The sequence below is a fragment of the Streptomyces sp. JH34 genome, assembly GCF_029428875.1.
Classification (GTDB): domain Bacteria; phylum Actinomycetota; class Actinomycetes; order Streptomycetales; family Streptomycetaceae; genus Streptomyces.
Genome location: NZ_JAJSOO010000001.1, coordinates 7,223,334 through 7,238,213, shown reverse-complemented (window position 1 = coordinate 7,238,213; position 14,880 = coordinate 7,223,334). Strand labels below are relative to the sequence as shown.

Genomic DNA, 14,880 nt, shown 5'->3' with positions numbered 1-14,880 from the left:
GGGGAGGTGCCAGCTCCGCGCGGGCCGTCGTGGCCGAGCCGCACCCCGTATACGCGGGCCCGAGCGAGCGCTCAGTAGTCCTGTGAGCTGTCGCTGGACGCGGCAGCCGCAGAGTGGGACCAGAGCGCCCGGGAGCGAACGCGCTGCACGTGCAGGTGGCGGGTGAGACGGATCGCGGGCCGGACGAGTAGCTCGATGCTGCCGATCAGGAAGCACCAGGTTCCCGCGGTGGTCCACTGCTCGGAGAAGAACATGATGCTGCCGGTGACGAACCACAGGGCGATGAGAGCGTCGTTGGCGATACTGGCCACTTCGTAGCGTCGCTTGATGACGAGTTCTTCGCGGCCTACGTGGATGACCAAGGGCGTGCTGTCCGGAGCGTTCTTCATGCCTCCACGTTACGGAAGCCGCGCGAAACTCGGCGGTGGTCGCGTCGCGGGGCTGTCCTCGGGCGGGCACGGTTGTGGTGGCCCAGACAAGGCCGGGCGATGAGCTGCTTGTGCTGCTCGTCGCTGAGGCGGTCGCACCTGTTGCGGACGGTGGTAGCCCCGGAGCACAACCGGACCGGTTCGGCCGCATAGGCGAGCCGGAGGTGCACAGCTTCCCCGGACCGCACCTCGCACGAGGCGCTCGTCACCGCCGTACGCTCATGAAGGACGGCGAGCGGGAGCCGGGCCGCTCACCCCCGCATGGGCTCAAGGACGATGTCGATGGTGAGGGTGAAGCGGGGACATGTGGTGTGCCCGATACAGCACTGTCACGTTGGCTGCCGGGGTGAGATGATCTTCTGGTTGGGCGTGCTGGGAGGGGGTCGTGCCCGGGTAGCGTGCCGTCGTCGTACGGGGGGCACCGGCATCTGGTCGCGGGACCTCGGCTGCCGCGCTGTGCTGCCACAAGGCTGGCGAGAAGATTCGTTAGGGCATCGCCACCCGCTACCGGAAGACCGCAACCATCAACCTGGCCGGTCTCCACATCGCGGGCATCTTCCTCTGATCTGGTATCGCCACTCCACAGGTGGACAAAGAGCTGCTGTCGCCTGATCGTGAGGCGTCGTCACCGGGCCGGAGGGGGTGGCCAGTGCCGCCCTGCACATCCCACTGACTGGCCGCATGACAGTGCTCGCCGCAGCGGCCACACTTGCGGTGGCGGCCACCAGGCTGCCGTCGGCCTTGGTGACTGCGGCCGGGGCAGTGGCCGGAGATAAGTGAGACGAGGCGAGATCGGCCTCGGCGCCACGGCTCTGCCCCGCATCCAGGCAAGAGGGGCGAGAGCCGTGCGTCCGACGGTCAGCGCACCGGCTCCTCCCCCGTTACGTCTGTGCCGCCAACGATCCAGGAGAGCCACGCTTGGCTCCCGGAGTCCCCGCCCGGGAGGAGGTGATACACGCGCCACAGCCCGGTTCCGGCATCGGCCGTGCCGAGGGCAGCGCCGACCTGGGCGAAGGCCACTTCGCCCAGGACGGCATCGAACATGGTGCGCCTGGATCCGTTGAGGCAGACACCGAGTCCACCCGGGCGGGCACACCGGAGTCCGGCTCCGGGTCGCCCAGTACAAGGTGGTCCCTGACGACGGCGCGCAGCCGGTAGGGGCCGGCAACACCGAGTGCGGTGGGCTCGGTAGGTGCGGAGCCGACGCGCATCGCGCGCAGGGTGTGGTCCCCGCCCCTCGTCGGTGGCGAACCACTGATCGCCCGACGACGCGAACGAGCCCGCCTCCGCAGTGAGAGGGGTGTTCGCTGGAGAGGGCGTCACACCAGCATGGCGGCCTGAACGACTCGCGACCGGCGACTCACCTTCTCGTCGGGCTCCGCCGCCCGAGCCGGAGAATCCGGGGGCGGGACACGGCTTGATCGGCCACCCTCCTACTCGTCGCCCGTCACGGGAACCCCGTCCCAGGCAGGTGCGTTGACAGGGGTTGCGGGGAGGTGCGAGGGGAGTAGGACTGTGGTGCAGGGACACTCGCGGCATCCTTGGCGGCTGCTACTGGTCGAGGACGACAGGGAGCTGGTCGACATGCTCTCCGGCATACTGCGGGCCGAGGGGTACGCGGTCGACGTCGCGACCGACGGCCAGCGCGGTCTGCACCTCGGCCTCTCCCGCACGTACGACGTGCTCGTCGTCGACCGGCGCCTGCCGGCTCTCGACGGCCTCGACATGGTGAGCCGGTTACGGTCCCGCGCCGTCCGGGCGCCCGTATTGCTGCTGACTGCGATGGGCACGGTGCACGACCGGGTCAACGGGCTCGACGCCGGCGCCGACGACTACCTCACCAAGCCATTCGCTCTCGACGAACTTAGCGCCCGATTACGGGCGTTGTGCCGACGGGCGCTGGAGTCCACCGATGTGCTCAAGATCGGATCGGGACGCCTGCACGTCGGCCGGCGGGAAGTCGAGCTTGCCAGCGGCGAGCAGATCGCCCTCGCGGCAAGGGAGTTCGCCCTGCTGTGGGCGCTCGCCTCGCGTCCGGAAGCCGTGCACTCGCGGGCGGAGCTGCGGCGGCTGGTCTTCCAGGAGGCTCCCGCGTCGTCCATCGTCGACACCTACGTCTACTATCTGCGCCGCAAGCTCGGCCGGCGGGTCGTGCGCACGGTCCGCGGTCTCGGTTACCGCCTGGGCGCCCTGTGAGGCCGCCGACTGCCACCGAGTGGGCGGCGGTGCGCCGGGCGCGGCTACGGATCGCCGTGATCACAGGGGCGATCGTCACCCTGCTGATCACGGTCGTGGGCGGCGTCGCGCTCACGGTGATGGTGCACGCACAGAACGATCAGGTGTGGCGTGACTTGCGCTACGGGGCCGGGCACGGCCATCTGGCCAGCCCTCCGGTGTGCACCTGGCTGTACGCGCCCGGCGTGGCTCCCTTGTCCAACGCCCCCGGCGGCTTCCCGCTGCGCGCGGACGTGGCCCGGGCACGTAGCACCCACGAAGCCGTGGAGCGCACCATAGAACGTGACCGCACGGTCTACCTGGTGCGCACACAGGTCCGGGCTGACGGTGACGTGGTGCAGGCGGTGTTCGACATGCGCTTCCAGCTGGCCGACCGCGAGCATCTGTGGTTCGCGCTGGGTGTGGCCGAACTGGTGGGGCTGCTCGCCGCGGTCGTCACCGGGGCGCTCCTCGGTCGACGGGCCGTGGCACCTCTGGCGGAGGCCCTCACCCGGCAGCATCAGTTCGTCACGGACGCCAGTCACGAACTGCGCACGCCGGTCACCCAGGTGCACACGCGGGCGCAGGTTCTGGCACGGCAAGCGGCTGACCAGGACCTGCCGGACCCTCATCGCGACGGGCTGGCCCGGCTGGTCACTTCGGCCGGCAGGCTCGGCGAGGTGCTCGACGACCTGCTGCTGTCCGCGAGCCTCGCGGCAGGTCCGGCACGAACGTCGGAACGCCGTCCGGTGGATCTGGTCGCGCTGGCCCGTGCGGTGGTGGCCGAGGAGTCGGACCGGGTGCGGGCGCGTGGCCTGACCGTCGTCGTGGACGCCCCGCCGCATCCCCTCCTCGTCGACGGAATCCAGTCCGCGCTGCGTCGCGCCGTCGGTGAACTGCTGTCCAACGCGATCGGCCACACCCCGGCCGAGGGGCGGATCAAGGTGGCCCTGTCGCGGTTCTCCGGCACGGTCGTGCTGGCCGTCACGGACACCGGGTCCGGCTTCGACCCGGCCGCGGTCGACCAGTTGTTCCAGAGGTTCCACCGTGGCAGCGGCGACGGCGGACGATACGGTCTGGGGCTCGCGCTGCTGCGCGAGGTCGTCACCCGCCACCGGGGCACGGTCGCCGCCACCGGTCGTCCGGGCCACGGCGCCCGGTTCACCATCCGGTTGCCGGAGTACGTGCCTGCCGGCCCGGGCCCGGCGCGTCCGGTCACGGCAGTTCGCGCGATGCGAGCAGTCGGGCCGCGGCGCGGACGTCCGCGTCCAGCGGACGGTCAGGCTCGACCGGGGGAATCACCTCGATCAGAGCGTCGAGGAGTTCTGCGCATCGGGGCGCGGTGGGGCGGCGGGCGCCGACGTGAACCGCCTGGCGCAGACCGAGCGCGAGGGAGCCGGACAGCAGGCTGAGCAGCTCCGCCATGTCGTAGGAGCGCAGGGCAGCCTGGGTGCCGAACGGTACGACGTCCTGGTTGTGCAGGTTCGTCGGCAGACTCTGCATGCCCGCCGGTGTCGCGTTTCTCCGGATCTCCGCGACGAACGCGGTGCTGGCCAGCTGTACCCCCTGGAGACCGTGTTGCAGGCCCGGGGCGGTGGCGAGCATCGGCGGCAGTCCCCCGTTGCGAGCCGGATCGGTCAGCAGGTCGAGCTGGCGTTCGGCGAGGTTGCCCAGCTGGGCGGTGACGGAGGCGAGCAGGTCGGCCGCGAACGCGGCGGGCTGCCCGAAGAAGTTCCCGCCGTGCACCACCTTTCCCTCGTCCACGTCGTCGGGGAAGAACAGTGGATTGTCGCTGATGCCGCCGAGATCCGCGGCGACCACGCCGTCGACGTAGCGCAGCGCGTCCTCGGCCGCGCCGAGCAGCTGGGGGGCGCAACGAATGCTGTAGGGCTCCTGCAGTGGCCGGTCTCCGGAGGGGGTGGTGCCGGTGAGCGTTCCCCGCATCCGCGCACCGACATCGATCGCGCCGGTGTGGCCGTAGACGCGCAGCAGGTCGCCGTCGAGGAAGCCGGGGTCGCAGCCGAGGGTGTCGGCCAGCAGGCAGGTGAGGGCCATGAGTGAGCGGTGCGCCGTGCGGACGGTGTCGCGGGCCAGAGCCGTGGCGGCGGTGGTGACGGAGGTGCCGTTGACGAGGGCGAGCGCGTCGCGGCCGTCCAGAGCGAGCGGGCGCAGCCCGGCGGCGGTCAGGGCTTCGTCGGCCGGCATGCGGTGGCCGTCCACGTAGGCGTGTCCCCTGCCCCGCAGCGCTTGGGTGGCGTAGGCGAGCGGAATGAGGTCACCGCTCGCGCCGACGGAACCGTAGCGGGGGATGGCGGGCGAGAACGTCGTGGCGAACATGGCGGCGAGCCGGTCGACGACCTCGGCGGACACGCCGGAGACACCCTGCGCGAGGGACCAGGTACGCAGCAGGAGGGCGGCACGACTGATCTCGTGCGGCAGGTCCGGTCCTTGGCCGGCACCGAGGTGGGCCAAGGTGTTGTCGCACTGGTCCACCTCGTCGGGGCGGCCGGCGTACCCCACGAGTGCGCCGAATCCGGTGGTGACACCGTAGATCGACGGGGCCTCGCCGTCGCCGTCGCCGTGCCGCAGGCCGTGGAGGAACCGACGGCCGCGGTCCAGACGCGCGCGGGCCTCGGGGTCCACGGTGACGGTGAGTGGCGTCGCCGCGCGGCGCAGGGCGGCGGAGTCCGGGGGGCGGCTGAGCGAGAAGGCGTCCATGGTGGTGAGCACGTTGCGAAACGTAGGCGGGGAATCTCAGAGCGCTCTGAAACTCGGTGACTAGCTTCCGGGGAATGACCCATGACTACCTGATCATCGGTGCGGGGCCCGCCGGGCTGCAGCTGGCCGCCTTGTTCGAGCGGGACGGCGCGGACTACGTCGTTCTGGAGCGCGGCAGTGGTCCGGGGACGTTCTTCACGCGGTACCCCCGACACCGCTATCTGATCTCGAACAACAAAGTACACACGGGTTACGACGATCCGGAGCTGCGGCTGCGGATGGACTGGAACTCCCTGCTGAGCGACGACCCGGAACTCCTGTTCACCCGGTACAGTCCGCGTTACTTCCCGCCGGCCGACGACCTGGTGCGCTATCTGTCGGACTTCGCCTCACGGACCGGGGCGCGTGTGCGGTACGACACCGCCGTCGAGAAGGTCTCACGGGACGCGGCGGGATTCACCGTCACCGACCACACCGGGAAGACGTGGCGTGCACGGCATCTGGTGGTCGCCACCGGAGTGCCGGTACCGAACCTGCCTGCGGTCCCGGGCGTCGAACTGGCCGAACGCTACGACACGATCGACACCGATCCGAAGTCGTTCACCGACCAGCGGGTGCTCATCATCGGCCGTGGCAACTCCGCCTTCGAGACGGCCGAGAACCTGATGGAGACCGCGGCGGTCATTCACGTCGTCGGCTCGGGCTCGCTGAAGATGGCTTGGCGGACGCACTATGTGGGACACCTGCGCGCGGTCTACAACAACTTTCTGGACAGCTACCAACTCAAGTCGCAGAACGCTCTTCTCGACGGCAGGGTGCTCGCCATCAGGCGCGAACGGGACGGTTTCCACGTGCCGGTCGCCTTCGAGCGGGTCGACGAAGTGGTCAAGGAACTCCGCTACGACCGGGTGATCGTCGCCACCGGCTTCCGGTTCGACAGCTCGATCTTCGACCACACCTGCGCACCGGACCTGATCATCGGCGACCGTTTCCCGGCGTTGACGCCTCTCGGCGAATCGGTCAACGTACCCGACCTGTACTTCGCGGGGACGCTGATGCAGGGCCGTGACTTCGGGAAGGCAACGACCGGCTTCATCCACGGCTTCCGCTATGCGGTGCGTGCGCTGCACCGGGGCCTGCGGCAGCGCCACGACGGCGTGTCCTGGCCGACGACGGCGCTGGGGGACGCCACGGAGCGGGCCGTCGACGCGGTGATCAGCCGCGTCAACCGGTCCTCCGCTCTGTGGCAGCAGTTCGCCGTCCTCGGCGACCTGCTGCTGCTCGCCCCCGACGGCACTCTGCGCTACGCCGAGGAGGTTCCGGTCGCTCACGTGCCGGGTGCCGTGCGCGCCGGTGACTTCGGTGAGGTGGCCGCATACGCCGTGGTCACTCTGGAGTACGGGGAGGACCACGACCGGGTGGACCCCTTCGACGTCTCCGCGGGCCGCAAGTCCCAGCAGGACGTGTCCGGCCTGGACGGCCGCTATCTGCATCCGGTCGTCCGCTGGTACCGGGACGGCGGACTCGTCGCCGAGCACCACCTCACCGAGAACCTCGAGAACGAGTGGGACAGCGAGCTCTTCCACCGGGCCCCGCTGGACGCCTTCCTCACCGCGCACCGCAGCCCGGCCGCCCCGGTGGCGCCGTGACGCTCCGCGAACTGCACGACAGTGCACGGGAGATGCTGGATCCGGTCTTCTACGACTACGTGGCGGGAGGCGCGGGCGACGAGCGTGTCGTCGCCGACAACGAGCGGGCCTTCGGCCGGTACGCGCTGCTGCCGAGGGTGCTGAGCGGCAGCGAGGCGCGGGACACCGCCGTCGATCTGCCGGGGGCCCGGCAGGCCGCCCCGGTGTTCGTCGCACCGACCGCCTTCCACCGGCTGGTGCACCGGGACGGCGAGCGCGCCACGGCCCGTGCAGCCGCGGCCGAGGGCGCCGTCCTGGTGACGGGGACGGCCGCGACCACCGCGGTCCTCGACGTCGTCGCCGCGGCGCGAGAAGCGGCCTCTGACCCGGCTGTGTGGTTCCAGATGTATCTGCATCCCCGCAGGGAGGTCACCGCGGCCCTCGTCCGGCGCGCCGAGGACGCGGGCTGCACGGCTTTGGTGGTCACCGTCGACTCGCCGGTGTTCGGCCGGCACACCAGAGACCTGCGCAACGGTTTCACCGACCTGCCGCCCGGATACGCGGCGGAGAACATGCGCGACCTGCCCGGTGCCGAACCGGGCGCGCTGACCGCCGTCCCCATGTCTCCGACGGTCCGCTGGCCGGACTTCGCCGAGACCTTGGGCGGCACCTCGCTTCCCGTACTGGTCAAAGGGGTTCTGCATCCGGACGACGCACGGCTGGCTGTCGAGCACGGTGCGGCCGGGGTGATCGTCTCCAACCACGGGGGCCGCCAGTGCGACGCGGTCCCGGCGGCCGTGGACTGCTTGCCCGCGATCACGGACGCGGTCGCGGGCCGGGTTCCCGTCCTGCTCGACGGCGGGGTGCGCCGGGGCAGCGACGTCGCGGTGGCGCTCGCACTGGGCGCGAGCGCCGTCGGCGTCGGACGCCCCGTGGTCTGGGGCCTCGCCGTCGACGGGGAGGCGGGAGCACGGGGCGTCCTCGCCACACTGCGCGACGAGTACGACCACACGCTCGCCCTGTGCGGTGGTCGCCGCAACGCCGATCTGACGGCCGACATGGTCGTACGGAGGGGTGGGACATGGTGAGGAGCCGGACGCGTGCGGACGCGTGGTTGCTTCCGCGCGCCGTGGTGGCGCTGCGCGTGCGCATCTTCGAGAAGGTCAACGGAGACCGGGCGGTGACCCTGCCCAACGCCACGCACGGGCCTGAGGTGTTCGAGCGGGTCTACGCGCATCCCGCCGCGAACGGCAGGAGCGAGGGGGCCGGTCTGTCCGACCTGTTCTGGTACTGGCTCGCGCCGGGGCCCGAGGTGCACCAGGAGCACCTGGAGCCCGGCGAGCGCTACCAGGACGTGGCCGCGACGACGCGGCGCATCCTCGCCGGGAACTCGGAAGATCTCATGGCGTCAGCCGCCCACGCCGTCGCCTCTGCGCTGGACACACTCCCGGACACGCGGGTCAGCCTCGTACGGCTGCGGGACCTGGTGATGCCCGCGTGGGCCGCGTTCTGCTACGAGCTGGTCTTCCGGGAGCCGTGCCCGTCGGCGGCCCGGAAACTGATCACCGCTCACGCCGATGACGTGATCACCGCCCTGAAGTGCACCGGTCTGCGCCATCCACGACGCCGGGCCCGGCTGACGGCCTATCTGCGGGACCGTGTCGCGGCCGGTCACGTGCCGCACCGGCTGCCGGCCTCCCTTTCACTGCCGGAGCAGGTGCACTACCTGCAAGGGACGTTCTTCAACACGGCCGTAGTGCAGCTGTCCGAGGCGACCGCACACGTCCTGCTCGCCCTCGCCCGCCACCAGGACGTGCAGCAACGCCTCGCCGCGGATGCGGAAGACGACCGGTACCTCACGCAGGTGCTCGACGAGACGATGCGCCTGTACCCACTCTTCGGCATCGCCCATCGCATCACCACGGACGACATACCTCTGGACGCGACGACGGTACTGCCGGCCGGTTCCGTGGTGTGTTTCAGCTATCCCGACTACCACGCCACCGGATACGAACGCCCCGACGAGTTCGACCCGGACCGCTGGGCGGACCTGGCCGCCAGGGATGTCCATCACATCCCGTACGGCGTAGCGGCGAACCGCCCGTGCCCGGCCTGGCGCCTGGCGCCGCTCGTGCTGCGATCCGCGGTCCGCGAGGTGCTGGGCCGGTTCCGGCTGGACTCGACGGTCTCGCACACCCGCTCCATTCCGCACCGGGCGCCCTGCCTGCTGATACCGCGCGGCCTGCTGCCCGGACCTCGCCGCCTGAGCGCGCTGCGGAGCTTCGTGCGGCTCCGGGACGGGGTGGAGGACGTCACGCGGGGTGTACGCCAGCTGGTCCTCGGCACGCTCATGGTCCTGCATGCCCGCAGACTGCGTCCGACGGAACGGTACTTCGACGGGCAGCGGGCCGGAGGCTGTCCGGTCCCTCACCCGGAGAGAGGGGACGGATGACTCCCGAGGAGCAGCGTCGGTTCTTCCGCGGGGTGGGAAGATGACCGCACCCACGCAACCGGCGTCCCTGATACCCCGCCCTCTGGTGTTCTGGACCGGTGTCGCCCTCACCTGCGCGGGCGTCGGCCAGCACGTGTGGATGTTCATCGATTCCGCGTCCATGGGATTCCACATGGCGATGATGGGCACGTCCGGCGTGATGTGGGCCGCCATGGTCGCCATCGTGGTGGGCGTGGCGATCTCCGGGTTCGCGGTCGTGCAGCCTCCCGGAGCGGATCCGGCCGCACCCCCGGATCCGGCCCCGACGCCCCCGCCCCGGACGAGCCGCCACGGCTTGATCGCCGTTCTGAGCTTCGCGCTGATGGTGGACCAGATGAAACCCGCCACCCTGGCGTTCATCCAGCCCGGTATGCGCGCCGAGTTCCACCTCGGCGCCGCCGAGATCTCGTGGTTGCCCACAGTGGCACTGAGCGGCACAGTACTGGGATCACTCGTGGGGGGCCGGGCCGCGGACCGAATCGGGCGCAGGGCCACGATTCTCGTCGCGTCCCTTCTGTTCCTCGGTACGACGGTGTGCGGCGCCATGCCGACCTTCGGCGGCATCCTCGTCATGTGCGCCCTGATGGGCATGGCGGCGGGAGCCATGCTGCCCGTCGTCTACGCCCTGATGACTGAGAGCCTGCCACCCGGACGGCGCGCGGCCATCATGGTGCTCCAGGCCGGGCTCACCACCACGGGCGGCTACATGGCGGCCGCCGGACTGGCCGCGGTGCTCGTCCCGCTGGCCGGCTGGCGTGTCCTGTGGTTCGCCCAGCTCCCGCTGGTCCTGATCCTGATCGCGCTGAACAGGTGGATTCCGGAATCGGCCGCCTTCACGGCGCAGCAGTCACGGCCCGTGCGTGTCCCCGCCTCCACCCTGTTCAAACACCCCCAGAGAGCCAAGACGTTGGTCGTCAGCGGTTACGCGCTCGCCTGGGGCCTCGTCTACTGGGGTTTCATCACCTTCCTGCCCACCCAACTGGAGGCCTCGAACGAGGGGGGCATGTCCGCCGCCACGCTGCTGTTCATCTCCTCGCTGTTGTCCATCCCCACCTGCGTGGTGGCCGCGTGGCTCTACATGCGCTGGTCGGCGAAGGGCACCATGGTCGTCTACGCGGCCCTCACCGTCGCGGCGCTGTTCACCCTGGCCTCCGTCGGGCTGGACGGCAGCCGGCCGGTCCTCCTCACCGCGGTGATCCTGCTGTTCGCCGGAACCGCCGGTGTCATCGCACTGATCGGTCCCTACACGGCCGAGATCTATCCCATGGCCATCCGGGGGACCGCGGGCGGCTGGGCAGCGGCGGTCGGCAAGTCCGGCGGAGCCTTCGGGCCGCCGCTCATCGCACTGGTCCTGTCCGCGCCGGGAGGCATGCGCACCGCCGCTGTGCTGGTCGCGGTGCCGATGGCCGTCGCCGGGGGTGCCGTCGCCCTGCGCGGGAGCAATCCGGGGGCGGCTGCCCTGCACTCCGCGGATGCCACCCGGCAGAACGCCGTACTCGACGATCTGGCGCGCAGCGATCTCGTTCCCTCCGAGAGAACGACGAGGGTGGCACCTGTGGCGCGCAAGGATGGCGCTGCGCCGTGAGCAGCGGTGTCCACGACGGCGCACGCACCGTGCCTGGCTCCCTGCCACACGGTGTCGCCCCGGTCGGCACTTCCTGAACGGACCGTGCCCCGCTCGCGTGTTCTCGCGCGAGCGGGGCACGGATCCGGAAGAGAGGCCGCTAACTCCCGCCCACGAGACGTCGTTTGTCGGGTTTCCCGGCGGCCGTGAGCGGTACCTCGTCGATGAGGGTGAGCCGGGTGGGTGCGCAGGCCTCGCCCAGGCTCGTCGTCACCAGTGCGCGCAGTTCTCCCAGGTCAGGAGTGTGGCCGGTCTCGGGCACGACGAAGGCATGGACGGCTTCGCCCGTACTGTCGTCCGGCACGGCGACGACGTACGCCTCGGCGACGGAGGGATGGACGGCGAGCAGCCGTTCGACGGGCCCGGCGTAGTGGACGTTGGCGTTGACAATGATCACGTCACGGATCCGGCCTGTGAGCCACAGCCGCCCCGCAGCGTCGAGGCGGCCGAGGTCGCGAGTGGCTACCCATCCGTCGCGGAACACCGCGGCCGTGAGGGCGGGTTCCTGCCAGTAGCCGGAGCTCTGGGGCGGGGTGCGGACGAAGAGTTCGCCGTCGGTGCCGTGCGCCACCGGGCGGCCCGAGGGGTCGCGGACCTCCAGTTCGACGGGCGGTACTCCGAGGGAGCCGGCGGGCTCCTCCGGGGTGGCCATGGAGATCATGCCGGTCTCGGTCTGTCCGTAGCCGTGGAAGACGACCGGGCCGAGCACCTCGGCGGCCTCCCGCAGCCGTCCCGGATCCAGCGGTGATCCCGACACCATGAGGGCGCGCAGACCGTCGAGGTCGACCGGCGACCCGCGCTGGGCGGCCACGAGTTTCGTCAGCCGGGCAGCCGTGACGACGCTCGCGGTCGCCCGGTGCCGGACGAGGGCGGCGGGGAAGTCCGACGGGTCGGCGGTGACGAGCGTGCCGCCGGCGGCAAGTGCCAGCAGGCCGTACTCCATCATCACCTGGCTGGCCAGGGTGCCGAACACCAGGAATCGGTCCATGCGCCCGGCCAGTTCGCGGACGGCGGGTGGCCAGGCGGCCGGCCGGTGTACCCACGACGCGGTCATCGCCGCGTAGGTCTGGGCGCACGCCTTGGGAAAGCCGGTGCTGCCGCTGGTGTGCAGGAGGCGGGCGACGCCACCGGGCCGGGCCAGAACCCGTGGCCGGACACCGTCGTCCGCCGACGCCAGCAGATCACCGAGCGCGAGGACGAGCCCGTCCTTCCTGTCGCCGGCGACGTCGGACCGGTCGGCGACCGTCACCCCGGCACCCCGCAGGAGATGCTCCTGCTGCTCTCTGGTCAGGCCGGGCCGCACGCCGACGACACGAGCGCCGACGACGTGAGCGGCGATGATCGCGGCGAACTCCCCGGGGCCGGTCCCCAGCAGCATGGCGACGCCGTCGCCGGGCCCGACTCCGTGCTGCCGCAGGCCGCTCACCGCCCGCCTCACCGTACCGAGGAGCTCGGCTCCCGAGACTTCCCGGCCGGCGTGCTCGAACACCGTCCGATCGCCTGCCGCGTCGAGGATGTCCAGTACGGCGCCGGGGAACTGCTCAGTCAAGGCACTCCTTCACGAAAGCGGTGAGCGGCTGCCGGTGGACCTCCGCCAAATTCCATTCGTTCTCCAGGTTCTCCGCCAGGTGATGGGTCCCGGCGAGCACTCCGTCCCGGTAGTACCGGACGACGGGATGGAGGTACGTGGAGTCCATGGCGTGGTCCACATCGTTCTCGACGACCCGCGGGACGCCGACGTCGAACGGGTCGACCTGGTCGTGCTCGGGTCCGTACTCCAGGTCGACGACGAACCGGTGCGGGGCGGGGCCGAGGCTTCCGTCGGTCACGTAGTCCAGCGGCACCTCCTCCTGGTACACGGCGAGGTCACCGTCCACGCCGACCACGTCACCGAGGAACCCGAACTGCTGCCACAGGCCCGACGAGCGGTTGACCCGGCCGATGACGGCGTCGGCGATCGCCTCCGGCGTCGCGGTGAGCGTCCGGGCCGGCCAGGGGGTATCGAGGTGACGAGCGCTCAGGATGCGGTGCAGGGCGCGAGTCGCGTAGCGGAAACCGTGGATGAAACCGTTGGTGGACTTCTTGAAGTCCCGCTGCTGCATCAGGGTGCCGGCGAAGTAGAGGTCCGGTACGTTGACCGACTCGAAGGACGAGGTCTGCTCGGGAAACCGGTCCTTGATGACGAGCGCGGGGCGGCAGGTCTCGTCGAAGACGGACGCGTCGAAGCGGAAGCCGGTGCAGACGATGATCCGGTCGTAGTGCAGTTCGCGCAGCGGTTCCGTGGTCCGCGCGTAGCGGAGCATCACCCGGAAGCCGCCGCTCCCTGACTTCTCGATGCTCTCGACGGTGCCGTCGAGCACCGCGTTCTGCGACTTGAGCTGATAGGTGTCCAGGAAGTTGTTGTTCACCGCGCGCAGATGCCCGAGATAGTGGGTTTTCCAGGCGAGTTTGATCGAGTGCGGTCCGACGACGTGGATCACCGCGGCCTTCTCGACGAGGCTGTCGGCGGTTTCGAAGGCGGAGTTCCCCTTGCCGATGACCAGCACCCGCTGATCGGTGAAGGACACCGGGTCGGGATCGAAGGCGTCGTACCGCTCGGCGAGTTCGACGCCCGGGACGGGTGGCTCGTGGAGCCGGGAGACACCGGTCGCCATGACGAGCCGCCTGGCCTGCCAGGAGCGCCCGCCGCCGTCGAGTACCGTGAACACGCCGTCCGCACGGGAGACCCGCACGACCTCTGTCCCGTACTCGACGCGCACGCCGGTACGAGCCGCGAAGTCGGCCAGGTAGCGCACCAGGTCGTCCGCCGGTGGGAAGTAGCGCTCGCTGTACCGGGTGAAGAGCAGCTCCGGGTCGTCGCTGAGCAGCGAGTTCCAGTCCATGCGCAGGTTGAGTTCCGGGTCCGTGAAACCCGTGTGCACCTTGTTGGTCGATATCAGCTGCCGATGGCGGGGGTACCGGGTGAAGAACGTCCCCGGTCCACTCCCCCGCTCCAGGACGACATAGTCGCGTCCGTCGCGTTCCAGCAGAGAGGCAAGTTGAAGTCCGGCCGGTCCGGCCCCGATGATGAGATAGTCGCGCACCATGGGCCGGACGGTAGTGACGCGAAATCAGAGCGCTCTGAGATTCCGTGGCCCCACGTGACCCCACCAACCCGCTGAGCGCCTGGTAGCTCCGGGGCCGTCCGCGGCATTCGCGTCGCCCAGAGGGCCCGTCGCCGGGGCAAGCACTCCGCTGCCCGGATGCCAGGGCCCGGATCCAGCCCGCACTGGGCTGCCTCACCCTGACTCAAGACGAAGCAGGGTTCCCGGCAGCGGCGGTCTGCCCGTGACTCCGTACACCGGCGCCGATGCCACTGGCCTCGCCCTGACCTGTTCTGCAGGCCGTCGGGTGACGTCGTGGTGAGCGACCGCGGCGAAGGGTGGACGCCGATGCCAGGAATCCGACGAGTACAGCCGTCATTGACCCGGGCGGAGGCACCACCACCCGGTACGCCTACGTGGCTCCAGCTGCGGCCACGATCGGACGGTGTGCGGGCGGCGGTCGCCGAGGCGCCCTGAACAGCGAGCCGATCAAGTGGATCTTCGATTCAATCTGGGCCATCGACGGGATTCGGTCACGTCAGCAGTCCTCTTGAGCGGCCCGCATACTCACCGTGTCGATCGCACAGCGGGACCGGCCCAACGCACCACGCGCCCCCAAGTGGTCCGGGACCACGCGGTGCTGCCGAGCCCGTACTCGAGCTGGACTTCCCTGGGCGAGACGTCGACAGACCGT

At 70.4% G+C, this 14,880-nt stretch carries 9 protein-coding genes and 2 pseudogenes; 6 read left to right on the top strand and 5 right to left on the bottom strand.

All coding sequences use genetic code 11. The annotated features are described in order from the left end of the window. Positions 1 to 71: 71 nt before the first annotated feature. Entirely contained in the window at positions 72 to 389 is a 318-nt protein-coding gene (locus LWJ43_RS32550) for a YrhK family protein (protein WP_277335747.1), read from the bottom strand. A gap of 1,554 nt (positions 390 to 1,943) precedes the next feature. On the opposite strand from LWJ43_RS32550, the gene LWJ43_RS32545 reads away from it, so the two are divergent. Together LWJ43_RS32545 and LWJ43_RS32540 are read left to right on the top strand one after the other, a co-directional pair. After that, entirely contained in the window at positions 1,944 to 2,624 is a 681-nt protein-coding gene (locus tag LWJ43_RS32545) for a response regulator transcription factor (protein WP_277335746.1), read from the top strand. A 119-nt stretch (positions 2,625 to 2,743) separates the two neighbouring features. Beyond that, positions 2,744 to 3,811, top strand: a pseudogene (locus tag LWJ43_RS32540) (sensor histidine kinase); the annotation flags it as partial. Between the two features lie 46 nt (positions 3,812 to 3,857). Here LWJ43_RS32540 and LWJ43_RS32535 read toward each other — a convergent pair. After that, the gene (locus LWJ43_RS32535; protein ID WP_277335745.1) at positions 3,858 to 5,372 is read right to left on the bottom strand and encodes an HAL/PAL/TAL family ammonia-lyase; all 1,515 of its coding nucleotides are present in this window, start codon (positions 5,370 to 5,372) and stop codon (positions 3,858 to 3,860) included. A 62-nt stretch (positions 5,373 to 5,434) separates the two neighbouring features. Here LWJ43_RS32535 and LWJ43_RS32530 point away from each other — a divergent pair, with 62 nt between their 5' ends. The 4 genes from LWJ43_RS32530 to LWJ43_RS32515 are packed head-to-tail and all read left to right on the top strand — an operon-like array spanning position 5,435 to position 11,064. Then, entirely contained in the window at positions 5,435 to 7,009 is a 1,575-nt protein-coding gene (locus tag LWJ43_RS32530; protein ID WP_277335744.1) for an NAD(P)-binding domain-containing protein, read from the top strand. Continuing rightward, positions 7,006 to 8,076 (top strand): alpha-hydroxy acid oxidase, encoded by a 1,071-nt coding sequence (locus LWJ43_RS32525; protein WP_277335743.1) that lies wholly within the window; start codon positions 7,006 to 7,008, stop codon positions 8,074 to 8,076. Before LWJ43_RS32530 ends, LWJ43_RS32525 begins: the two co-directional genes overlap by 4 nt. Further along, positions 8,070 to 9,440, top strand: a complete 1,371-nt coding sequence (locus tag LWJ43_RS32520; protein WP_277335742.1) for a cytochrome P450 — start codon at positions 8,070 to 8,072, stop codon at positions 9,438 to 9,440. Before LWJ43_RS32525 ends, LWJ43_RS32520 begins: the two co-directional genes overlap by 7 nt. Positions 9,441 to 9,480: 40 nt before the next feature. After that, positions 9,481 to 11,064: an MFS transporter gene (locus tag LWJ43_RS32515; protein ID WP_277335741.1), complete on the top strand. Its 1,584-nt coding sequence runs from the start codon at positions 9,481 to 9,483 to the stop codon at positions 11,062 to 11,064. Positions 11,065 to 11,203: 139 nt separating this feature from the next. Here LWJ43_RS32515 and LWJ43_RS32510 read toward each other — a convergent pair whose 3' ends face one another. From LWJ43_RS32510 to LWJ43_RS32500, 3 genes and pseudogenes are all read right to left on the bottom strand, one after another. Further along, the gene (locus tag LWJ43_RS32510) at positions 11,204 to 12,652 is read right to left on the bottom strand and encodes a class I adenylate-forming enzyme family protein (protein WP_277335740.1); all 1,449 of its coding nucleotides are present in this window, start codon (positions 12,650 to 12,652) and stop codon (positions 11,204 to 11,206) included. Continuing rightward, positions 12,645 to 14,189, bottom strand: coding sequence for an NAD(P)-binding domain-containing protein (locus LWJ43_RS32505; RefSeq protein WP_277335739.1), 1,545 nt, complete (start codon positions 14,187 to 14,189; stop codon positions 12,645 to 12,647). Before LWJ43_RS32505 ends, LWJ43_RS32510 begins: the two co-directional genes overlap by 8 nt. A 553-nt stretch (positions 14,190 to 14,742) precedes the next feature. Next, a pseudogene (locus LWJ43_RS32500) lies at positions 14,743 to 14,853 on the bottom strand (IS5/IS1182 family transposase); the annotation flags it as partial. Positions 14,854 to 14,880: the final 27 nt, after the last annotated feature.

What these genes read in the sequence shown, in the direction of transcription:
- LWJ43_RS32515 (WP_277335741.1), top strand. Translation starts at nt 9,481, where the DNA reads ATGACCGCACCCACGCAACCGGCGTCCCTGATACCCCGCCCTCTGGTG.
- LWJ43_RS32550 (WP_277335747.1), bottom strand. Translation starts at nt 389, where the DNA reads ATGAAGAACGCTCCGGACAGCACGCCCTTGGTCATCCACGTAGGCCGC.
- LWJ43_RS32520 (WP_277335742.1), top strand. Translation starts at nt 8,070, where the DNA reads ATGGTGAGGAGCCGGACGCGTGCGGACGCGTGGTTGCTTCCGCGCGCC.
- LWJ43_RS32530 (WP_277335744.1), top strand. Translation starts at nt 5,435, where the DNA reads ATGACCCATGACTACCTGATCATCGGTGCGGGGCCCGCCGGGCTGCAG.
- LWJ43_RS32505 (WP_277335739.1), bottom strand. Translation starts at nt 14,189, where the DNA reads ATGGTGCGCGACTATCTCATCATCGGGGCCGGACCGGCCGGACTTCAA.